The organism is Mesorhizobium sp. BH1-1-4 (assembly GCF_020165665.1).
In the GTDB taxonomy this organism is placed as follows: domain Bacteria; phylum Pseudomonadota; class Alphaproteobacteria; order Rhizobiales; family Rhizobiaceae; genus Mesorhizobium.
Genome location: NZ_JAIUIN010000004.1, coordinates 164,728 through 185,455, shown reverse-complemented (window position 1 = coordinate 185,455; position 20,728 = coordinate 164,728). Strand labels below are relative to the sequence as shown.

The following is a 20,728-nucleotide window of genomic DNA, read 5'->3' as shown; positions in this document are numbered from 1 at the left end:
AGGTTTCATCATGATCCCACCCTTCGTGCGTGCTGGTGCCCGCATCGCTATGCTCGCACTGTCATCGGCGTCAATCTGGGCCCCGATCGCAGCGGCTCAAGACATGAGCGCCAACGAGACGAAGGGCACCAGCATATCCGGGAAGTGGCGGGGCTCGCGCGGTCTGGTGACCAAGGGCGCCGATGGAAAAGTCATCTTCCTTTTTGGCGAGGTGCAGCCGTCCGTTGTCTGCTCACCGCTGCAGGTTTGTGACGTCGAATTGCAGGCTGGCGAGGTTGTTCGCGATGTCCTGGTAGGCGACACCGTGCGTTGGAAGGTTGAACCAGCAACATCCGGCGCGGTCGGCGGCCAGTCGGTCCATTTGATCGTCAAGCCCTCCGAACCCGACCTTGTCTCGTCGATGGTCGTGACAACGTCGCGGCGGACCTATCATATCCAGCTAAAATCACACCAGACCCAGTACATGGCCCGCGTTGGGTTCGAATATCCAGAGGACGTCAATCAGAAGTTCGCCGAAATCAAAACACGGATGGAGGCGAGCACGATTCCGGGCGCCGGCGTCCCGGCGGAGAACCTCAACTTTGGCTATCGGACGAGCGGGCGGGCACGCTGGAAACCGACCCGCGTCTATTCGGATGGGACCAAGACCTACATCCAGTTCCCGTCATCCTTTGGCAGTCAGGATGCACCCGTCCTCTTCGTCGTCTCGGGAGGCGAGAACCGGATCGTCAACTACCGCGTGAAAGGCACGATGATGGTCGTCGACTACATGGTCGACCGCGCCGTTCTGATTTCTGGCGTCGGCTGGAAGCAGGAGAAGATCACCATCAAGCGGGAAGGATGATCATGGCCACTTTTCGCGTGATCGGATCATTCAAATCGCTCGCCCGGATTGCTGGGGTCGCGGTGATATGCGCCAGTATCGGCGCTTGCCAGACGGCGGGTGAGGCCGGTCCTACTGCAAGTACAGACAAGGCGGAGCTTTCTGAGGCCGCTGCCAATTCCATTGCCGGTGACATGGTGAGCAGGCTCGCCGAATTGGTCGGTCCGGCAACCGGAACCGTGGTCCTCAAGGCCAACAGTTCACCCTTCAGCAAGGCTCTGTTGTCCGCCCTGAAACGTTGGGGTTATGCGGTGGCGACACCTGACCAGAAGGCAGACAGCAGTAAGCTCATTCAACTCGCTTACGTCGTCGACAGCTTCGAGGGCAGCGTGCTCGTGCGTCTGTCGACGCCAAGGTTCGATCTTGGCCGTGGCTACACGGTTACAGGTACCGGAGCCGTGCCTTCGAGCCCGCTCTCCATCCTGCGGCGCAACTAGGAAAGGGAGATCGAATGTCTTCACTCGATATCTCGCCAAGGACGCCTGGCGATGGCGACCGCGCGCGCCGCATCCGGCGCCTCAACCGGTTGCCGGTGATCGCGGCAATCGTTATCGCCGTCCTGTTCTTCGGCGTCATCATCTATGGGCTCTCGACCCGGGGCCTCTCCTTTCGTGGGGATGATGGCGTCGGCTCGGCGTCGAATTCTCCGCCCGCGCGCGATTTTGCCGACCAACTCAAGCGGGGCGTAACCAATGGCGTCATCGATGTGCCAGTCGAACCTTCTGTCTTCCAACCGGCGCCACCGTCACAGCCTACCACCGCCCAGCTGGCCAATCCGTTCAAGCCGGCGCCGGCGACAAATGAAACTGTTGTCGCGCCGCAGCCGGCGATTGAACCGGAGCGCATCTGGCGGGCCCGGCTCGATCGTGAACTCGATGAACAATATCTGCGCGAGCGGCATCGCCAGCGCATGGCTCGTGTTCAAGCGAACGATGCAGCTTATGATTCACCTATCGCCGTCAACATCGGCCGGCAAGGTCAACAGGATCAAGTCAAAGAGAACCCTGCTGATGCTGGCGCAACCAACCCGTCCGGAGCCAGTGCCGCAAATCTCTATGCCGCGGCAATGCGCGCCGGTCTTGCCGACCAAGCCGGGGGCGACGCGAACGGCCAGGGCGCAAAGGCCGAGTTCTTCAACCAGGACATCAAGGATCTCGGCTACCTGCCAAACCAGGTCGTCCCTCAGCTCTCACCCTATGAGCTCAAGCGAGGTTCGGTTATTCCCGCCACGCTGGTCACGGGCGTCAACTCGGATCTGCCGGGACGCATCGCCGCGCAGGTCTCGCAAAACGTCTATGACAGCGCCACCGGTCATCGCCTGCTCATTCCGCAGGGGGCAAAGTTGTTCGGCAGATACGATTCGAGCGTCACCTTCGGCCAAAAGCGGGTGCTGGTCGTGTGGACTGATATCATTTTCCCGAATGGCGCGACGCTGCAGATCGGCGGCATGGCTGGCACAGATGCTCAAGGATACGGCGGCTTCAAGGACAGGGTGAACAATCACTACCTGCAAATATTCGGGTCCGCGATCCTGGTTGCAGCTATCGGCGCCGGGGTCGACATGGCGATCCCCGAAGATCGCAACGCACTCGGCTCCGAAAACAGTGCCGAAAATTCAGCAAGGCGTTCGTTCGCGGAAACCTTCGGCCGTGTGGCCGAGCGCACGATCTCGAAGAACATCGACGTCCAGCCGACACTCGAAATTCGACCGGGCTACAAGTTCAACATTCTGGTCGATCAGGACATGGTATTCCCACGAGCATACAAGTCGTGAACCATGCGCTCGCAGGTGGGCATTTGGTTTTTTACCCGATGACTCGCCCGCCGGTGTTCGTCGGTGGCAGAGCAAGGATGGTCAACTCGGTCCAGGCAGGTGTCTTTGGGGCGGTGGGTCAGTCTGAAATCAATCGAAGCACTTTTTGCAGCCGCAAGATTGCCCAGTCGTCCGTGCCGCCCTCCATTTTGGCCTTCTTGTGTGTTCAACAGCTAGGCGGGTTGAACCGGTTTTCGTAAAGCTTGCCACCCTGGCTCCTATGGAGCTCACGTCGCACGCACGCAAAAAATACTGTCCATACGTCAAGAATGCGCGCCGCCCCGTCAACCGGCTCGACAAATGGAACTCATAGCGCGACACTATCGCGTCTTCCAGGCTGTCATCCTGCAGTCAAGGGTTGTCTGATAAACAGGCGAGGGGCCTTGGACCCTCGCCTTTCCCGTTCGTCCGCGGCTAGGGTATCGATTTGGCGAGGTGTCAAAAAATTCTCGCCGATCGCTGAACAGGTCGGCTGGTCATGCTTGATTTTGCCGGAACTTCGAGAGTCTAAGACGCATCTGCCTCAATTTGGGGCAAAGTTTATAACTCAAATTCAAAGCGTATACTTTTATGGAAGAAGAATTATAAAGTCATCCTTGTGGCAATTCAGCATCGGAGGGAACGGATGGCACGAGCACCACGCAAGAAACCCGCCCGCAGCGACGACATTGTGGTCTACGCTCTAGACATGGGCGATCAGATGTATGGAGATTGCCTGCTTGTCACAAGTGGCAACACGAAAGTCCTGATCGATGGCGGCCATTCCAAGGATTTCGACGGTCAGCCGGGGTATATGTCCATCCCCCAACAGCTGGAAACCGTCTTGGGGCCGCGACCGTTTGAAGTGAGCTTACTCGTTGTCACGCATTGCCATTCTGACCATATCGGAGCTTTGCCGGACATGGTCAGCTCAGGCATGCTGAAGGCATCATGGGCATTGGTAGCAGACGAGAAGCTAGGATTTGGCCGCGCGATCGGCGATGACCCGAATTCGGATGCATCGCTGTCATTTCCTTTGCAAGGGGTCCTTGCGGCCTTGCGCGAGGAGGACCGTTCGCAGATGGACGCCGCCGAACTCGCTGACTTTTTGACGGACGCCGCTACGCTGGAGTCGCGATACAAGGACATGCTTGGTCAGCTCGAAGATGCCGGCACAAAGGTTGTCCGTTACGGTCGGGACGATCATGGCGAGCTCGTTGCCGCCTTCGGCGATCTTGACCTGAACATCCTGGGCCCGACACAGGACCATTTGCTTATCTGCGCCGAGGCCATCTCCAAATCGACGAAGGCTGCCAAAGACGAACTCAGCAGCCGCTTTCGCGCAGACAGCCCAGACGCTGCGATCCAAATATACCGGGCCCTAAGTCAAGCTCCCTGGGACGCAGTGGCGTTGCTCGACAGGCCCGGCAAGGGGGCCGCGATCAACAACCAAAGCATTATTCTTACGATAGGAACGGGTCCGCAAAAGACATTGCTCGTCGGCGATATGCAGCTTGCAAAGCCTGAAGTGACCGGGCTTGGGTCGAGCATGGTGGCCTTGCGCACCGTAATAGCGGACGCCGGTCCCTATCAATTCTTCAAGTTACCCCATCATTCCAGCTACAATGGCGCTAACGCAGAGGTTCTTGCGGCGATCGGTAGTCCCAAGTTCCTCGTCCACACGGGAGGCCGCAACGATGGCGGTCACCCCGACAAGGGCGTGCTCAAGGTCTTGTCCGACATGATCGACGACATCCAGTTTGCGCGCACAGACCGCAATGGCTTGATCAAGTACGAGCTGTCGGGAAAATTTACCGTCGAAGGCGAACTTAATGATTTTTCGCCCAATGCCTCCCGCGACATTCAGCCGGAGGTGCGAGAATCGCAAGGACAAGAACCCCTCCTACATGAGACTGAGCAAGAGCCCGAATTTCTCGAATTCGTTTACGTCAAGGTGCCGAACAAGCCGCTTTCCTTTTCGCTCGGAGGGGTGCCAATAACCATTGGAGGAAAGTCCCGCGGCCCTTTTGACGAAGGCTTGCCCGTCAATGGCAAGCCAGACCCAGCAAGCCTGCAGTTGGCTGGCGGCCGCCACCTTCCCGACCTGCTTTTTGTGACGAACAGCAAGAAGCTCGCCGCCAACGTCGGTCTTCAGGAAGCCCAAAGGGCCATCGGCATGGTTGTCTCAGCAGGCCACCGACTGTTGGACATCGATGGCGAGCGTAAGATCGAAGAGGCGGTTCGGAAAAATGCTGTGGGCAGGCCAGGCGTTGTTCTACTAGGGGGCTATGACGTTGTGCCCTCGCAGCGTGTTGATGTCCTCGATCCGGACCTCCGTCGCCGCGTGGGCAACCAAGTCAGCGATGATCCGGATGAATTCATCGTTTGGAGCGACGACATCTACGGTGACACGGACGGTGATGGTCTTGCCGAGGTCCCGGTGACGCGTATCCCGGATGGTCGTTCTTCCCAGTTGCTGCTAGCAATACTGGGCGGATCGCAAACGACGCAAGCCGGGCGGTTCGGGCTCATCAACAGGGAGCGACCTTTCGCGCGAGCGATTTGGCCGATGATTGGCGGCCGAGAGTTATGCTCTACATCAGGGCCGGACGTGGTGGCGGGCCTCGACCCAGCCGCCGTTGCAAAACGAAATCTTTATTTCATGCTCCACGGAGACTTTGCCGACGGTTCACGTTTCTGGGGAGAAAGCGGGGGCGCGATAGAGGCCATCAATGTCTCAAAATTGCCTGCGTCGGGCCCTGGACTCGTCTTTGCAGGATGTTGCTGGGGCGCTTTGACCGTGGATCAGCTCGCGTCCAGAACGACCGGGGCCTTGGGAGTTAAGACACCCGGACAGTCGATGGCTCTGAGCCTGCTGAAATCTGGCGCAAACGCTTTCGTGGGCTCGACCGGAGCCCACTACTCTCCGGGCGAAGGCGAGGATTGTTTTGGAGCACCAATGCACAAGGCCTTTTGGACGCGGATAAATGCTGGCGACCCTCCCGCAACCGCCCTATATAATGCCCGAAAGGCCTATCTAGCCGCATTACCGCATGGGTTGTCACAGCCATATCACGTTGCAATCGAGCGTAAGATATACCGACAATTTACATGCCTTGGCTTGGCGTGGTAAAATGGGTCTAGTGAAAGGAACTCAGCTATGGCCTCGAAAAAGGAAAAGCTCGACGATACCAAGGCCGATCAGGCCATGAAGGGGTGGACCCGTGTGTCGGGCCCTTCCGTTCAGCGGGATAGCTTTACGAGGATTTCGGCGGATGCGGTTATGCCTTCCAGTGAAGTCCTTAAAGCTAAATACCTAGGGTCTGCAGCACCCTCCAATGTGGGTGTCAGCAAAGATAGCGTGCTCGTGGGAAAGCCACGGCCACCGGCCTCCGGTCCAACTGAGACAGTGACCTATGAGTCCCATGGAATACGGAAGTCCGTTGGCGTCAGTGAAGGCAAGGTGGTTTGGCGCCAGGGCTGATCAAAGCCTGTAGCAATTGGAACGAGGGCGGCTGATCAGCCGCCCTTTTTAGTTTGGGCGTAACCGCACAACTCCAGCATCACGGTTGAGAATATAACAGTCTACTTAAAGTTGCATAACATACATTATGGAACTACAATTAATCTATGTTATTCAGACACTTATACAACCTGACCTATTGGAAGAGCCAAGCATCAACGCTTTCGGTGGCCGCTCATAGAACCTTGGCCTCGCCATCTTTCAGATGGACTAGTCTTGCAGCTTTCAGAACGTCCGGACCTTCAGCGATCAGACGGAGTCCTTGCTCCGGCAAAATATCGCCGGCTAAGGCTTCGGCTTCGTCGAGGCTTCGCGCCACAGCAATAATGTGGACTTTGAGCACGCCGTTGGGCATGCCCATATCGGGACGGCTGTGTTCGAAGCGAAAGCCATCATAGGGAGAGTCAGTCATTGATCCTATATGGCATTGCGATAGCGTCACTTCAAAGGCCAGATTTCAAACTGAGCTACTTACCCACGATCGCCGTATTGCGACTGGTGATCGTGTCTTCCATATCCGGGACGTTGCGCTAGACTGGAAGCCCCACGAACGGATCCTGATACCGAACTCTGAGCGGTCTGAAATCCTTTTCATTGTCCGTGAGCACGATCAGATCGTGTTGCTTAGCTGTGGCAGCAATCGCGATATCCTCGAAACCGGGCGAGATGCCAGCTCCGCGGGCGACTGCCATGAGTTGCCCGGTTATCGTTGCCGTCTCAAGATCAAGGGGCAGAATGCGGCTACGGTAGTAGTGGCGAATTTCTCCCCACCATTCAGCGAGCGCTGCCGCTTTTTTGGTGGCCCCGGTTCGCTTAGCGTTTGCAATACCGTCCTCGATCTCAGCCGAGGTGATGACGGACAGCCAAAGATCGGACGATCGCTCAACTATCCAGGCAACGAGTCTTTCGTCGGAGAGTGTCCTGCGTCTCGACGGGGCAAGCAAACTGACGACATTCGTATCCAGAAGGTACAACGTCAGAACGCCGGATCACGCAGAGCCCGTGCGGGCTTTCGGCTTCGCGCCGGCAGGTCACCGTCCTCCAAGGGCGAGTTTGTTAGCAGCCAACCCAGCGATGGCACACGGGAAAGGCGCTCGTAGTCCGCATAGCTGATTACGACAGCCTCTCTTTTGCCGTGACGGGTGACAACCGTCGGTGCGCCTGCAACCGCTTCGTCGACAACATGCGAGAACGTCGCCTTCACGTCTTTGAGCTGAATCTCTTTCATCTTCATAACCATGTGACCAAAGTAGTCATATAGCTTATGGGGCGGGTCTTGACAAGAAGGCCGTAGCCTAGCGCGATCGACTAGTCCTCGATATGACGGGGCCGTCTTCCGTCAGCGATTGACCGCCAAGACGATCGCCAAGCCGAACAGAGACGCCCAGGCTTGTGCGCTCGCCTCCTGGGTCGCGAGGATGCTGGTGCTTGACGTCCACCAGCCATTTCCAGTCGCGACGATGATGTCCGGGCGATGGAGCATGGATTGTAGCACCGGCCAGACGATGAGCTGCTCGTAGCAGATCAGCGGCGCAACCTTCACGCCCTCTATTTCGACCACAGGATTGGCAAAGACATGCGCCCTCGCCCCACTGCGCTGCCCGATCCAGGCGAGCCATGGCTGCCACATGGAGATCGGCACCGGCATGCGCTCACGATAGAGGATTTCACTTTTCGCGGCCGAGATCCGCATCATGACGTTGTCATAGCCATCTTGGTCGATCACGGCAGCCCCGGCAATGACAGTTGCGCCGCTCCCAGTCAGCTCTCTTGCCCAGAGCCGTTCGACGGTCGGCGTCCAGCGGCCGGCGGCGCTTTCGGGCAGGACCACGACGTTTGCCCCGCCCACGGCCGCCGTCTTCGCGAGAGCGATGGTCTCAAGCTGCTGTGTATAGTCGGCATACCGATTGGCAGAACCTCGGAAATGCGTGTCTATGCCGACCCAACCTTCCGGCGGATTTGGCGGCGTCCAACTCGCGGCGGACCAGGCCCAAAAACATGCCAGGAGCGCGGCCGAGATCGACCATCGCTTTGTCGTCATGGCGAGCATGAGGATTGCAGCCGCAGCCAGCCCGAACCAACCCCATGCTGGAAACAGAATTCCGGCGGCCGTGATCGGATGCGCCCAGCCGACAACACCCAAGGGCGGGATACTCATCGCCACCGCAGCGATCGCGTAGCGCAAGGCCCGTCGCCTGCCCTGGCTCGACGTCCAGAGGACCGCATGGACGGCTACGAAGGCGAGCGATGCAGCAAACCAAAGCGCGATGCCGAGCACAAACTGCGATGCATAGAAGTTCGCTGCGCCCTGCGGCAGGCCGCGAGAGGCGGCCAGGAAATACCCTGCCGACACGCAGGCGGCGATCATTCGCGAGGGCGAAAACGCCCACAGCCCTGGGAACGCCATGGCTGCTGGAAGGGCGAGCGGATTTCCGCTCCAGCCGATCGCGCCAGCGACCACACCGCCTGTTATGAACCCAAGCGAACGCAGCGCTTCAAGGCGTGAAGGTGAGGATCGGCCTTGCAAGGCCGAGAATGCCGTCGACCGGAATCGGCCCAAAATAGCGCGAGTCATATGAACCTGGATATCTGGAGTGAAGGAAGACATCCCCCGTCGGAACCACGCCGCCGACGAAGGCTGTGAGGACCCTGCCCTCGGTATCGACTGTGCGAAGTTCGGAATTCCCGAGGCGGCTGCCGTCGATATACACGCGACCGTCGATGACGATCTCCTGTCCGGCGATTGCTGCGACCGTCTTGATCAGCGGACCGGTTCCGCCGGCGCACAGACCGCGCGGGAGATAGCCACGCACAACCGCAAGGTCGAAGGCCTGCGTTTGGGGCGGACAGACAAAGACGATGTCACCTACTCTCGGCTCGTGCTGAATTGCTTTGATCCGCCAGAGGCCAAGCGGATAGCTCGGTGTCATGTTCAGCCGATACCCACCCCATCCGCCAGCCGCGGCGAGAGACAGAACCAGCGCGGCGCCGGCGCCAAGAATGATGAAAGCGTTTCGACGTTGGCGGCGCATCGTCACGAACCGGGTTTAAGGGTCGGGCGTTGAACGAGCTTGGCGGTTTCCGCCTGCTTGATTGCCTGAACGGACCGCTCATGCGCGGCGAGCTGCTGTGCCGCTCGCAACGTCGGCCAGGCTTCCGCGAGTTTCATCTTGTCGGCAGCGGGCATATTCGCTGCCAGCGCCTTATAGGCTGGACCCTCGATTTTTTGTGCGTCCAGTCCGAGCAAAGCGCGCTCACCGAAACGATGGCCGAGGGCGACATTCAAGCGATCGATCTCGGCCTTGACCATCCTGTCGGCGAGTGCGAAGCCGAGCGCACCCGGTAGATCATTGCGGTCTATCGCATCGCGCACCCGTTCCATGACGACGATCGCGGACTGGGACAGCGCTGGTATGTCGATCGATGCACGCTGACGCGCTTCGGTTTCCTTGATCTCAAGCCGATTGGAAGCCTCGGACCTAAGGCGGATGTAGCGCTCGATCTCCGCCCTGAGCGCGGCACCTCCTTCGATCGCCATCTGCCGTTCCTGCTTCTGCGCTTTCGAGGCGAAGAGCCCGACGTTACCGCGCAGCTCGCCGAAGGTTTCGGGGTTGACTGCAAGTCGATCGAGCACGGCGCGATGACGATCGGGCGCCTCGACCACCGCCTCGATTTTCATGACGTTCGCGGCCGCATGCGGATCTTGATAGATTTGAGCAAAGCGGTCCGACACCTCGCGCCATTGCAGCTGCACTGACGTTTCGGACAAGGCATTCTCCTTCACAATCTCAGTGATCGATCGCACCCATAGCGTCACGCCGCGCAGCAGTGGTTCCACGACGTAGGTGGGCGCGTTGACGGTGGAAGCGGGTCTCAGGATCGACGAGCGGGACGCATTCAGAGCCAACGCTTGTTCGACCGGTCGCAAGCTGACGCTTGAGGCGAACGCCGCGAGCTTGACACCCAGTCTCGCCACCTTCTCCCTGGCGCGTGCGATGAGACGCAGCTGGTCGTCGAGCAAGGCTCTGGCGACACGGAACGCGTGGAGGCCACGGTTGATCGCATAGCGAAGAGCATCGAGATATTCGCGCGAGCCGGCGTAATCGAGCGTTGTTTCCTTGGCGTTGCGGCGTGACAGGAGCGGGATCAGGCCGCCCGCCTTCTCGAAGGATCGGCGCCCGTAATAGAGCGCGACATCCTCGCGATGGCGGGTCATGGCAACATAGGAAAGATGCTTGTCGAGCGAGAGCGAGGCCAGCACCTTTACCCGATCAACAGTCGCGCCTTGCGACTTGTGGATCGTCGTCGCGTAGCCGTGATCGACAGCCCGATAAAATGCCTGGGCAATCTCAACCCGGCGTTTGTCGTCGCCGATCTCGACGACGATGCGACCAAGCTTCGCCTCAGCGACCCGGCCGATCATGCCGTTCTTCACACCGAGCGAAATCTCGTTTCGCAGGAACACGACCTGGTCGCCGCCTGCGAAGTAGCGTGCCCCCTGTTCGGTCTGAAATTGAAACCCTTCGCCGATCAAGTTGCGCTCGATGAGTGCCGCGCGGGCCTGCTCGTTCAGCGTCCTCACATCGCGGCGAAGGTGTGCGAGGATGATCGACGATTTTACCGGATCGAAATCGCGGTTCCAGTCGGCGATCAGCATCTTGATCGCTTCAGCCTTGGTTTGGCTGGCGAGAACTTTGCCACGGGCGCGATAGGCGTTGATCGCATCCCCCGTCCTGCCGCGCGCGAAATCCACGCTCGCTTTGCGCATCCAGTCCTGCTTTTGGCGGCGGACATTTTCGAGCACGACATAGCCGACACGGTCATGGATGGCCCGGAAGGCGGCTCCCGCTTCGATTGGCTGAAGCTGCTCGCCATCGCCGACCAGCACGAGTTTGGCGCCGCTGCGGGCGACTGAATTGACGAACAGCGCCATCTGCCTCGATGCAACCATGCCGGCCTCGTCCATGACGAAAACGGTCTTCGCGTCGAGAAGGTCAGTACCCCTCCCCCAGCGAAGCTCCCATGACGCCAATGTGCGCGCCGGGATTGCCGCTTCCTTCTCCAGGCCTTCGGCGGCCTTGCCGGCGAGTGCCCCGCCAACGACACGAAAACCTTCGCGTTCCCAAGCCTCGCGCGCCGCTTTCAACGCGGTGGTTTTTCCCGCGCCCGCGAGTCCAACGATCGCCACGATGCGGGATGCGCCCGTGACGTATTCAACCGCGGCGCGTTGCTCGTCGTGCAGATAGGCATGCTCGTGGAACGTGACCGCAAGCGCGTCGTTCGAGATGGCAAAAGTCTCCTCCCCCGACAGATGCAAAGCCTGCCGCGCCATGTCGGCTTCGGTGCGGATCATCGTTCTTGTGGCAAGCTTTTCCGGCATGCGCTCGCCGGTCTCGAAGTCTAGCGTTTCGCGCAGCAACCGTACCAATTCGGGGCTCGTCATCAGCCGCGCCATGACGTTCGCAAACGTGCCCGGATCGTCGACATAGCGATGCACGAGCTTTGCCAGATCGCGCTCGTCAAACACGCTGCGTTCGCGCGCGATCATGTCGAGGATGATCTCCGGGCGACGTACAATCCGTTTCGCCGATTCCTGTCTCTGGTCCTCGAAGAGGCGCAACCGGTCGAGCTCGACCTCACGCTCCCTGGCTTCTGCCTCACGCGCGATATGTGTTGCGCCGACGCCGATCTTGGAGGTTGGCAACAGATCGAGTCCCCGTTCCTCGAAGGAGCGGTGATCGACGCGGATGTCGAGTCCCTGTCTGGCGAGATGCAGGTTTTGAAGGGCGGCCCAAGCTTCGCGCCATTCATTCAGTGTCTGGTCGTCGCCAGCCCACAAACGATAGACGATTTTCCCCCGAGGATGCAGCTTCGATTTGATCCGGAGCGGGTTGCCGTTTTCGTCCAGCACCGCGATCCGCTTTGGGCCGAACGCCTCTTCGGTGAGCGGCCTCAACGTCGTCATCAGATGGATGTGCGGATTGCCGGGACTATCGTGATAGGCCCAGTCCGCCACCATGCCGCGTGGAAGGATCTGTTCCGATACGAACGCACGCACGAGTTCGATGTTCTGTTCCCGCGTCAGTTCGACGGGGAGCGCCAAATCCATCTCACGCATGAATTGCGCATCGGCGCGCTTCTCGAAAATCTCGACAGCATTCCAAAGGGCGGCGGAAGCGCCTGCCGCGTCGCGCCCGTCGATCAGGGTACGCAGCCAGGCAGGCGCTGCTTCGGGCAACGCAAATTCGGAATGGGCAAGCCCCTTCTTGTTGGAATAGTCGGCGACCCGTGCCTCAGCCTCGATCTCCATCCGCGCGCAATGGCGGTAGGCGGCGGATGCGACTGCGCTCCGACCTTCTCCCCGGCCGATGATCTGGGCATGCAGGTGGTAGATTGCCATTCGGCTCCAAAACTCCCGCCGGGAGCACAACGTCGCCCAACCGACGTATAAGTGCGCCCTTCAACCCTCTCTTTGTTCGGCGGGATCCTGCGGCAGCGCTTGCCGCAAAACAGCTTCGGAAATCCGCAGCTGTTGGCACCAGGCTTCACCGTCATGATTGGCTTCGGAAAATGATCGCAATGAGGGAGCGCAAACATCGTGAGAAAATCATCGTCAAAGATCCGCGAGGAGATCGATCGCCTGCACGATCAACTGAAGGCTGCTGAGACCAAGGAGGCCGAGCGGATCGGCCGCATCGCGGTCAAGGCCGGTCTCGGCGATCTCAACATCGACGAGGACAAGCTCGCTGACCTTTTCGCGGAGATCGCCGGACGATTTCAGGCGGGAAGCGAGAAGCGCCGGCAAGCCGCGCCGAAGCCGGGTAGGCCTGCTGAAGGCGATGCTTGAGCGAGTGACAAACATACAGCGACGGCAGTCGGCGGAGGAGCGCAAGCGCGATACCCGCGAGAAAATCCAACTTGGCGGTCTGGTCGTTAAGGCGGGCCTTCGCTCGGCCGACCGCGCCATCATCCTTGGCGCTCTTGTCGATCTGGCGCGCCGTGCTGACAACCAGGCGGAATGGCGGCGCCTGCGCGCGATCGGAAAGGCTGCCTTTGGCAATGACATGGAAGAAACTCGGGCTCACAATCGCGCCGGCGGCACTGATGATCGCAACCTTGTGGGGCCTGACCGGGATTGAAACCTCGCTCGCGTCGCTTGGAGCATCACGTGCCGCCCATCTGCTTCTGGGCCAGCTCGGGCTGGCTCTGCCCTACGCTACGGCGGGCGGCGTCGGACTGATCTTTCTGTTTGCTGCCGCCGGCTCGGCATCGATCAGGTCGGCGGGCCTCGGCGCGCTTCTCGGCGCGATGCTTGTGGTCGCGATCGCCATGATCAACGAAGGCGGTAGGCTCCTATCATTCGCCGATCGCGTCGCCGAGGGAACGTTATTGTCCTATGCCGATCCGTTCACGATCGGCGGCGCGACGATCACGCTGTTCGTCGGCGTCTTTGCGCTCCGTGTTGCCCTGCACGGCAACACGGCCTTCGCGTCACCATCACCAAAACGCACCATGGGCAAGCGCGCGATCCACGGCGACGCCGACTGGATGAGATTGACCGAGGCCGCAAAACTATTTCCCGCACAAGCCAGCATCGTCGTTGGAGAGCGCTATCGCGTCGACCGCGACACAGTTGCCGCCAGATCGTTCAAGGCGAGCGATCACGAAAGCTGGGGAAGTGGTGGGCGAAAACCGCTGCTCGGCTTCGCAGGCGACTTCGGATCGGGTCATGCGATCGTGTTTGCCGGGTCGGGCGGCTTCAAGACGACGTCGGTGACCGTTCCGACGGCGCTTCAATGGAGGAGTGGATTGGTCGTTCTGGATCCCTCCAACGAGGTCGCCCCGATCGTCACCTCGCATCGCAAATCGCTCAATCGACAGGTCTATGTCATCGATCCGGGACGCGACGGTACCGGCTTTAACGCGCTCGACTGGATTGGCAAATTTGGCGGTACGAAAGAGGAGGACATCGCCGCGGTCGCATCCTGGATCATGACCGACAATCCGCGGGTCGACGCCAGCCGAAACGATTTCTTTCGTGGATCGGCGCAGCAGTTGGTGACGGCCATGATAGCGGACGTCTGCCTCTCGGGACACACGCCATCCGGGAGCCAGACGCTACGCCAGGTCCGGACCAATCTTGCCGAGCCGGAACCAAAACTGCGAACCCGATTGCAGGAAATCTACGACTCGTCGCAAAGCGCATTTGTCCGCGAAAACGTCGCCCCCTTCATCAACATGACACCGGAGACATTCTCGGGCATCTATGGCGCCGCATCCAAGGAAACGCACTGGCTGTCCTACGAGAACTACGCCGCGCTGGTCTCGGGCAGAAGTTTTGCGACCGACGAGGTTGCAGCGGGTAAAACCGACATCTTCATCAACCTCGACCTTAGGACACTCGAGAACCATCCGGGCCTCGCCCGCGTCATCATTGGCTCGCTGATGAATGCCATCTACAATCGCAATGGCGATGTCGAAGACCGCACCCTTTTCCTCCTCGACGAGGTGGCGCGCCTCGGCTTCATGCGGATACTTGAAACCGCCCGTGACGCTGGCCGCAAATACGGTATCAGTCTGCTGATGCTGTTCCAGTCGATCGGCCAGATGCGTGAAGCCTATGGCGGGCGCGATGCCTCCTCGAAATGGTTCGAGTCCGCCTCGTGGACATCGTTCGCCGCGATTAATGACCCTGAAACAGCGGAATACATTTCGAAGCGTTGTGGCGACACGACGGTCGAGGTAGGACAAACCAGCACATCCTCGCGGATGAACGGAACCTCGAGAACCCGCTCGAAGCAACTCGTCCGACGCCCTCTGATCCTTCCACATGAGGTCATGCAAATGCGCACCGACGAGCAGATAGTCTTCACCGCCGGCAATCCTCCACTGCGCTGCGGCCGCGCGATCTATTTCCGGCGCAAGGAGATGGTCGCAATCGCTGGAGCGAACAGATTTGGGCCGAAGAAAATATGACTTGGCCAATCGGCCAAGGTTTTGTTTCTCCCGTGGAAGCTCCGGGGCTTCTCTTCGGCGCAGGTTGAATAGCGCGTTCAGCCCCTCCGCTTCGCCCCCGGCTACGCCGGCGGCGGCCCTTCGGACAGCCACTTCGACAGCAATCCATCAGCGTGATGAATCATTTGGCCGAGATCGATTCATCGAACTCGTTGGACGCTGGTTCCTTCGGGGGGCGAGACTCGATCCCATGCTTAACCCCCAGACAAGACCCGCTTACCTTCACCGGATCGACGCCGCCCGCAACATGGCACGGTTTTATTCGCTCTCGATCCAGCCGACGCTTTTTGGCGGTGCATCGCTCATCCGCAATTGGGGACGGATCGGAACCAATGGCCAAGTGAAAGTCGAGACCTTTGATGAGCCGCAAGAGGTCGAGGGCGCATTCATCCGACTTGAGCGCGCAAAGCGACGGCGAGGCTACGTAGACCCGAGCGTCACCGGCGCCGATTTACCTCGGTGAGCATTTGAGGTGTGGGATGACCTGGGACAGCAGCGCTAGAAGAATGCTTTGCTATACCAACCTATGGGCGGCTCAGGCTCAACACGATCGACCGACAAGGTGGCATAAAACGCGCCGAGAATCGTCCAACGACGCGGGTCAGTATCGAGACCTGCTCGCCGTTTCTCGGTGGACGGAACCTCGACCGCGAACCTGGCGGAAGCGAGACGGCAATGAGCTGCGACCAGATCGAGACGGCGTGCGTCATCCGCTATTCGTATCTATAGCGCGCGAAGCCAGCCAGCGTGCCGGACGAGCCAACGGTGACCGGCTGGCCTGCCTCTTGCGGTCCTCGGTTTCGTGCGGGCAGCAGGAACGATCAAAAAATAGGTGCGACTGCTCTCTGAATTCGAAGATGCGGTTGAAAACGGGGGATTCTCGCAGTTTGCGGCCACCGGAGGCTACCATATTCTGGATTCTGCATGTCAAACAGGAGAAGGGAAAAAGGAGCCACATTCCATGACGACAGCAAACGATATCGCCGACAAGATCGCCGCCGACAACAGCCTGACCAAGGCGCAAGCAAAATCGATTGTCGATGGTGTCTTCAAGGCGATTGCCGATGCCGCTTCGGGTGGCGCCGAAACATCGATTCCGGGTTTTGGAAAATTCAAAGTGAAGGCGACGCCGGAGCGAGAGGGGCGCAACCCGTCAACGGGCGCTACCATCAAAATCGCCGCGTCCAAGAAGCTGACCTTCACGCCGGCTAAGGCGATCAAGGACACGCTCAACGGTTGATCCGTCAGAACCGGCGGACAGGCGCGGGATACTGTGCAACGAGATCGTCGACCGTCAGGAGCGTGATGCTTTCGACGATCGACTGCGCAATCAGGATACGATCGAATGGATCCCTGTGGATAGGCGGAAGCCCGTCCACGGCAACGGCATGCTCACTCGTGATCGTCAGTTCATGATATCCATTGTCGAGCAATCCACGTCGCAGCAGTCGCGGGTCCACAGTGAAGTCGGCGCGGCCGAGACCTCGCTTAATGGCGACTTCCCACAGGCTCACCGCACTGAAGACGAGATCATTGTCGGGGTTCTCGATTCCAGCCATGGCTGCAAGGGGAAGCTGATCGGGTTCACCGGCCGCCCAGAGCAGGAGATGTGTGTCCAACAGCAGCTTCATGCATCGCCGCCAAACAGCTGCTCGACTTCATCACTTCTCATCCGATCAAAAAATCCTTCGGGACGGAAACCTTGCCAGTCATAAAGCCGACGCGGCGCGCTCACGCGCTCTTTCAAGCGCGACTCCGCAAGCATGCACTGAAGGCCCCGCCTCGCGGCGGAGCCCTCAGGCGGGGCGTCAGTCCCGGTTCGGCCGGGACCAGATCAACTGGAGCCCTTCTTCGCCTTCCACCTCGATCAGGGTAGCGTAGATCGGAGCAGGGAAGCTCGGGTCGTCAAGCTTGACCGAGAGGTAACCCCGTTCCGTCTCCTTTGAGGTCTTCTGCCAGGCGGCGCCGAACTCAACATTGCCAGCGAGGACGCGGAAGTCTGGAGCCTTGTCACTGGTGCGTTCTGCGCGAATGATCTTGGCTTTGACGTTGAGGTTGAGGGTCTTGATCGTTCCGTTGAAGCCGTTGCCGTTTGAGGTGAAGGTTCCGATGGTAGCCATTGTCTCATTCCTTTGGTTTCTCGGGCCGCGCCCATCGCGACCTCGATGGGGGTCGAAGGACAGGAGGCGATCGACCTGCACCCCGCAGGGGCCGAAACATCGTGAAGGGCGGCTGGACGAGACTTTCTTGTCCCGCGAGGAATGGGCGCGCAGCGTCCAGGGGAAGAAAGTCGCGAACGCCGTTGCGGGTATGAGAGCGAGACGAAGCGCAGCGAAGGCGGCCTCCGGTCAGACAAGCCACATCAAGGACGCAGATGGGTGTGCCTTGTGTGAAACCGCCGGAATGAAAGCAGGCGATCAGCGATCGGTCACCTACGAAATAGCAGGAATGGCCAGGTGTAATCATACCGGCCGCACGACATTCTCTGGCACAATCTAGAGGCAGCTCCAACAGGAAGGGATCTTCCGCATTCCACGCGCCGGTTTGAGAGATGACGGGCGGCACAGCGCAAACAGGAAGGACAACGACGTGACCACCGCATGCAGGAACGCTCGCTCCCTGGTTCGGACCCCCCAACACGTCAAAGGAGCGGGATGTGCCCACCGGTCTGGTCGCGCCGGACATTGCACCCCGCATCACCGGCAGCGATATGAGCGTGCAACATCAAGCTGCCTCCCCGATCGTATTCATGCTGGGCTGGAGATCATGCAGAAAGGCGGCGGCACGCTGAGCATGGGCTGCGGCTGAGAAGATGAACCGCTTGTCGTTGGAGAGCACCTCGAGCCAGGATGCGAGATAGCTGGCGTGGTCCGGTCTCGGCTCCAACTCGGGTACAATGCCCATATCGGCGCAAAGGAAGCAGCTGCCAAGCTCTGCAATGAGCTCCTCCCTCGCCCGCTCGCTGCGATCTTTAGCGTAGCGGCTGAGATCGCGGTTCACCCGATTGGGTGCCGCTGTCCAGTGGACCAATTCATGACTCAGCACCGCGACATATGACCCTGCGTCGCGAAAACTCTCGAATGGCGGCATTTGGATATGATCGGAGGCTGGGGCATAGAAGGCCTTTGCTCCGCCATGCCGGATGACAGCACCCGTGTTGACAACGAAACGATCAGCGACCGCGATGCGCTCGACGGGATCAGCTACAATGGCGGGCGTGCCGCAATAGTGCTCGGGGAGACCTTCGATCTGGTCGACGCAGAAGACCGTATATGCCTTCAGGAATGGAATCGCCCGTTCGACCTCATCTCCCAACGCGTCGGTTTCCGTCTTTGTGACTCGATTGGCGTACACGACAACCGTGCCCCTCTCACCCTTGCGGACATGGCCACCAAGTTCCATTGCCTGCTTGAATGTCATCCAGATCGGCGAAGTAAAGCCGCGTACGACTGCCTCCGACCACAAAAGGAGGACGTTGATGCCCGAATAGGGCTCGCCGTTATGGCGAAGCGGTCGCGTGATGCGACCCGTCGTGTTGGCGACGCTCCATGGCTGTATCCAAGGGCGCACGCCATGCTCGAGCTCGGCGACGATGCGATCGGTAATTCGCGCGTAGACGTCGACACGCGGCTGTACTTCTTTCCTGCTCATTTCCAAGATCTCCGTTAAAGAGGCCGCAACCATCGCGGACCTGTCACGGGATCGGGCGTCTGAGGACCGCAAGGTCAGAGCACCCGGGGAGGTCGATCGAAGAAAGGGAATTGTCGGCAACGGGCCGAAACGAAGTGGAGGACGGCGTAGCCGTTGCGCTGGGCTTCGGACCTCAGTAGGACCGCTATCCGGGACGGGCCGCGACGGGCGAGGCCTGACCCTCTTTTCCGCTTCTTTCCATCTGGGAACGACTTTGAACGGTGACACGCGAAGCGGCCGGGTCCCGATGGAACCGGCCGCTTGTCGTTGCAACGATTAAGGCGCGGCTGAAGCCCCGCCAGGTCTGCTATCCAAGCGCCGCCATCTGGTGTTCGGCGGCTTTTCGGCTGACGCCCGCGCCGGGATTGTCGACCTGTCGCTCGAAAGGCTTCCAGGCCTCACCGACGATGTGCTCATAGGCTGCAACGGCTCCCTCGGCGGCCATCCGGAGCGCGTGGGACTGGAGCCCCATGTCAGCGGCAAACTCGCGCTTGCGCTGGGCCTGGCCGTCGAAGCCGACGGGCCCGTCTCGGTCTTCATCGCGGACATCGTTGGCAAGCTTGGACGTGGCGTCGCGCGCCTCGGTCACGGCCTTCGAGTAGAACTGGCCCGCGCCGTGGGCCGAGCCGACATAGGATCCGGCGATGCGCTGCAAGTGGATTTGCATCGCCTTGTCGCTCAGACCCTCGCGCAAGGCCTCACTTGTCTCGATGATGAACCGCTCATGCAGATCGCGTATGCCCTCGCTGTCGAGAACGGGAAGGCCGAAGCTTTGTGAGATCAGCGTGACCTGGGAGGCGTCCGGACAGACGAGCCGTACCATTTCGAGTGTGGTGCCGCGACGAAGTGGGACGACGCGGGCGGATGTGCGGGGTGAGCGAACGGATTTGGTCATGGGTTCAGGTCCTTTCCTGTTTCTCCCTTCGGATGATCCGGCTCGTGCCGGTTTTCCCTTCGGGTGCGGTCCTTTCGAACCGGCGAAGCGGGTCGGCCCAAGGTCCGGGGTCAGCCAGGCGAGCGAGGCAGGTTTGCGGGATGAGCGGGGCCAATTGCCCTGCGAAGAACGCAGGCCGCCTTGCGAGATCGGCAGGCTCCGGCCGCTCCGCGGCGCGCCAGCGGCCTTGGACCGTCCCGCCGTCCGGTTCAGACCGCGGCAAACCCGAGGGGACGACCGGCATGGGATGATCCGCATGAGAAATAGCCCTGGCCGGAACGGGCGCCCAAGCCGAATGCTCCCCCCACCTCCCGGTCACGTCGTGGTCGAGATTCCGCGGAAATCGAGAGGCCTCCTTCATCTCTGCGACAGCACCGGGAGAGCCGGGCTCATGCCGCTGCCCCTCCCCTCGACGATATCGGCAACGAGCTCCTCGGCCGTGACCTCTTCCAGAATGCGCCGCGAAGCCGGTGAACCGCTAGCCAGCCCTCCGCGCCAGTATGATCGGCGGCGAGGTGCAACAGTTCGGCATTGTCGCCGGGCGACTGAGAACGCGCACCGACCCAGGGGCGGGACTCTTGACGAGGTCGAACTGCATCGCGCTGGTGACGCACAGGTCTGATGCAGCACCATGACGATGACGCCGCCGCCGGAAAAGCCGCCCTTGTGAAGCGATGCTGGCGGCAGGCGCATAGCTCGCCCTCTGGCACGCCGGGACCTTGCGGACCAGGCGGCCGCTCCCGTTCACGTTCTCCCAGGCAGCGAGCTTCCGCTTTAAACGCTGAGGCAGCTTTGCCGTGCCGTGGCTATAGCGGACGAGCGAGCCGAGCGGCGCGATATCGTGGATCAGTTGAGAGGACATTTTAGTCCTCGTTTTTCTCATCGGTGAAA

18 protein-coding genes and 1 pseudogene are annotated in these 20,728 nt (G+C 60.1%); 9 read left to right on the top strand and 10 right to left on the bottom strand.

All coding sequences use genetic code 11. The features are described 5' to 3' along the window. Nucleotides 1–10 precede the first annotated feature (10 nt). The 4 genes from trbG to LB569_RS09860 all read left to right on the top strand — a co-directional run bounded on the left by trbG (nucleotide 11) and on the right by LB569_RS09860 (nucleotide 5,808). Complete coding sequence (gene trbG, locus LB569_RS09875; protein ID WP_411970203.1) at nucleotides 11–844, top strand: P-type conjugative transfer protein TrbG; 834 nt, start codon at nucleotides 11–13, stop codon at nucleotides 842–844. Between the two features lie 2 nt (nucleotides 845–846). Beyond that, on the top strand, nucleotides 847–1,320 hold the full coding sequence (gene trbH, locus LB569_RS09870) for a conjugal transfer protein TrbH (RefSeq protein WP_224692055.1): 474 nt from the start codon (nucleotides 847–849) through the stop codon (nucleotides 1,318–1,320). Between the two features lie 14 nt (nucleotides 1,321–1,334). Continuing rightward, complete coding sequence (gene trbI, locus LB569_RS09865; RefSeq protein WP_224692054.1) at nucleotides 1,335–2,657, top strand: IncP-type conjugal transfer protein TrbI; 1,323 nt, start codon at nucleotides 1,335–1,337, stop codon at nucleotides 2,655–2,657. 664 nt (nucleotides 2,658–3,321) lie between these two features. After that, nucleotides 3,322–5,808 (top strand): MBL fold metallo-hydrolase, encoded by a 2,487-nt coding sequence (locus LB569_RS09860; RefSeq protein WP_224692053.1) that lies wholly within the window; start codon nucleotides 3,322–3,324, stop codon nucleotides 5,806–5,808. Nucleotides 5,809–6,373: 565 nt separating this feature from the next. Here the strand turns inward: LB569_RS09860 and LB569_RS09855 are convergent. The 6 genes from LB569_RS09855 to traA all read right to left on the bottom strand — a co-directional run bounded on the left by LB569_RS09855 (nucleotide 6,374) and on the right by traA (nucleotide 12,598). Continuing rightward, nucleotides 6,374–6,610 carry a hypothetical protein gene (locus LB569_RS09855; protein WP_224692052.1) on the bottom strand — a complete coding sequence of 79 codons (237 nt, stop codon included), beginning with the start codon at nucleotides 6,608–6,610 and terminating at the stop codon, nucleotides 6,374–6,376. A 118-nt stretch (nucleotides 6,611–6,728) separates the two neighbouring features. Beyond that, the gene (locus tag LB569_RS09850) at nucleotides 6,729–7,172 is read right to left on the bottom strand and encodes a type II toxin-antitoxin system VapC family toxin (RefSeq protein ID WP_224692051.1); all 444 of its coding nucleotides are present in this window, start codon (nucleotides 7,170–7,172) and stop codon (nucleotides 6,729–6,731) included. 2 nt (nucleotides 7,173–7,174) lie between these two features. Next, the gene (locus LB569_RS09845; RefSeq protein ID WP_140522731.1) at nucleotides 7,175–7,426 is read right to left on the bottom strand and encodes a type II toxin-antitoxin system Phd/YefM family antitoxin; all 252 of its coding nucleotides are present in this window, start codon (nucleotides 7,424–7,426) and stop codon (nucleotides 7,175–7,177) included. Between the two features lie 111 nt (nucleotides 7,427–7,537). Beyond that, nucleotides 7,538–8,773: a conjugal transfer protein TraB gene (locus tag LB569_RS09840; protein WP_224692050.1), complete on the bottom strand. Its 1,236-nt coding sequence runs from the start codon at nucleotides 8,771–8,773 to the stop codon at nucleotides 7,538–7,540. Then, the gene (gene traF, locus LB569_RS09835) at nucleotides 8,694–9,230 is read right to left on the bottom strand and encodes a conjugative transfer signal peptidase TraF (protein WP_224692298.1); all 537 of its coding nucleotides are present in this window, start codon (nucleotides 9,228–9,230) and stop codon (nucleotides 8,694–8,696) included. Before traF ends, LB569_RS09840 begins: the two co-directional genes overlap by 80 nt. A 2-nt stretch (nucleotides 9,231–9,232) precedes the next feature. After that, nucleotides 9,233–12,598, bottom strand: coding sequence for a Ti-type conjugative transfer relaxase TraA (gene traA, locus LB569_RS09830; protein ID WP_224692049.1), 3,366 nt, complete (start codon nucleotides 12,596–12,598; stop codon nucleotides 9,233–9,235). A 198-nt stretch (nucleotides 12,599–12,796) separates the two neighbouring features. Between traA and LB569_RS09825 the strand changes: the two genes are divergently transcribed. The 5 genes and pseudogenes from LB569_RS09825 to LB569_RS09805 all read left to right on the top strand — a co-directional run bounded on the left by LB569_RS09825 (nucleotide 12,797) and on the right by LB569_RS09805 (nucleotide 16,453). Next, on the top strand, nucleotides 12,797–13,045 hold the full coding sequence (locus LB569_RS09825; RefSeq protein ID WP_224692048.1) for a TraC family protein: 249 nt from the start codon (nucleotides 12,797–12,799) through the stop codon (nucleotides 13,043–13,045). Next, a pseudogene (gene traD, locus LB569_RS09820) lies at nucleotides 13,038–13,268 on the top strand (conjugal transfer protein TraD); the annotation flags it as partial. The gene LB569_RS09825 and the pseudogene traD, both read left to right, overlap by 8 nt. Beyond that, nucleotides 13,258–15,174, top strand: coding sequence for a Ti-type conjugative transfer system protein TraG (gene traG, locus LB569_RS09815; RefSeq protein ID WP_224692047.1), 1,917 nt, complete (start codon nucleotides 13,258–13,260; stop codon nucleotides 15,172–15,174). The pseudogene traD and the gene traG, both read left to right, overlap by 11 nt. Before the next feature lie 229 nt (nucleotides 15,175–15,403). Next, on the top strand, nucleotides 15,404–15,676 hold the full coding sequence (locus tag LB569_RS09810; RefSeq protein WP_224692046.1) for a WGR domain-containing protein: 273 nt from the start codon (nucleotides 15,404–15,406) through the stop codon (nucleotides 15,674–15,676). A gap of 498 nt (nucleotides 15,677–16,174) precedes the next feature. After that, nucleotides 16,175–16,453: an HU family DNA-binding protein gene (locus tag LB569_RS09805; RefSeq protein WP_224692297.1), complete on the top strand. Its 279-nt coding sequence runs from the start codon at nucleotides 16,175–16,177 to the stop codon at nucleotides 16,451–16,453. Between the two features lie 4 nt (nucleotides 16,454–16,457). On the opposite strand, the gene LB569_RS09800 is transcribed toward LB569_RS09805, so the two are convergent. From LB569_RS09800 to LB569_RS09785, 4 genes are all read right to left on the bottom strand, one after another. Further along, nucleotides 16,458–16,844 (bottom strand): type II toxin-antitoxin system VapC family toxin, encoded by a 387-nt coding sequence (locus LB569_RS09800; RefSeq protein ID WP_224692045.1) that lies wholly within the window; start codon nucleotides 16,842–16,844, stop codon nucleotides 16,458–16,460. Nucleotides 16,845–17,021: 177 nt separating this feature from the next. After that, nucleotides 17,022–17,333: a DUF736 domain-containing protein gene (locus LB569_RS09795; protein WP_224692044.1), complete on the bottom strand. Its 312-nt coding sequence runs from the start codon at nucleotides 17,331–17,333 to the stop codon at nucleotides 17,022–17,024. A gap of 604 nt (nucleotides 17,334–17,937) precedes the next feature. After that, nucleotides 17,938–18,864 (bottom strand): ArdC family protein, encoded by a 927-nt coding sequence (locus LB569_RS09790; RefSeq protein WP_224692043.1) that lies wholly within the window; start codon nucleotides 18,862–18,864, stop codon nucleotides 17,938–17,940. A 346-nt stretch (nucleotides 18,865–19,210) separates the two neighbouring features. After that, complete coding sequence (locus LB569_RS09785; protein ID WP_224692042.1) at nucleotides 19,211–19,798, bottom strand: hypothetical protein; 588 nt, start codon at nucleotides 19,796–19,798, stop codon at nucleotides 19,211–19,213. Between the last annotated feature and the right edge of the window lie 930 nt (nucleotides 19,799–20,728).

What these genes read in the sequence shown, in the direction of transcription:
- trbG (WP_411970203.1), top strand. Translation starts at nt 11, where the DNA reads ATGATCCCACCCTTCGTGCGTGCTGGTGCCCGCATCGCTATGCTCGCA.
- trbH (WP_224692055.1), top strand. Translation starts at nt 847, where the DNA reads ATGGCCACTTTTCGCGTGATCGGATCATTCAAATCGCTCGCCCGGATT.
- trbI (WP_224692054.1), top strand. Translation starts at nt 1,335, where the DNA reads ATGTCTTCACTCGATATCTCGCCAAGGACGCCTGGCGATGGCGACCGC.
- LB569_RS09860 (WP_224692053.1), top strand. Translation starts at nt 3,322, where the DNA reads ATGGCACGAGCACCACGCAAGAAACCCGCCCGCAGCGACGACATTGTG.
- LB569_RS09855 (WP_224692052.1), bottom strand. Translation starts at nt 6,610, where the DNA reads ATGACTGACTCTCCCTATGATGGCTTTCGCTTCGAACACAGCCGTCCC.
- LB569_RS09845 (WP_140522731.1), bottom strand. Translation starts at nt 7,426, where the DNA reads ATGAAAGAGATTCAGCTCAAAGACGTGAAGGCGACGTTCTCGCATGTT.
- LB569_RS09840 (WP_224692050.1), bottom strand. Translation starts at nt 8,773, where the DNA reads ATGACTCGCGCTATTTTGGGCCGATTCCGGTCGACGGCATTCTCGGCC.
- traF (WP_224692298.1), bottom strand. Translation starts at nt 9,230, where the DNA reads ATGCGCCGCCAACGTCGAAACGCTTTCATCATTCTTGGCGCCGGCGCC.
- traA (WP_224692049.1), bottom strand. Translation starts at nt 12,598, where the DNA reads ATGGCAATCTACCACCTGCATGCCCAGATCATCGGCCGGGGAGAAGGT.
- traG (WP_224692047.1), top strand. Translation starts at nt 13,258, where the DNA reads ATGACATGGAAGAAACTCGGGCTCACAATCGCGCCGGCGGCACTGATG.
- LB569_RS09810 (WP_224692046.1), top strand. Translation starts at nt 15,404, where the DNA reads ATGCTTAACCCCCAGACAAGACCCGCTTACCTTCACCGGATCGACGCC.
- LB569_RS09805 (WP_224692297.1), top strand. Translation starts at nt 16,175, where the DNA reads ATGACGACAGCAAACGATATCGCCGACAAGATCGCCGCCGACAACAGC.
- LB569_RS09800 (WP_224692045.1), bottom strand. Translation starts at nt 16,844, where the DNA reads ATGAAGCTGCTGTTGGACACACATCTCCTGCTCTGGGCGGCCGGTGAA.
- LB569_RS09795 (WP_224692044.1), bottom strand. Translation starts at nt 17,333, where the DNA reads ATGGCTACCATCGGAACCTTCACCTCAAACGGCAACGGCTTCAACGGA.
- LB569_RS09790 (WP_224692043.1), bottom strand. Translation starts at nt 18,864, where the DNA reads ATGAGCAGGAAAGAAGTACAGCCGCGTGTCGACGTCTACGCGCGAATT.
- LB569_RS09785 (WP_224692042.1), bottom strand. Translation starts at nt 19,798, where the DNA reads ATGACCAAATCCGTTCGCTCACCCCGCACATCCGCCCGCGTCGTCCCA.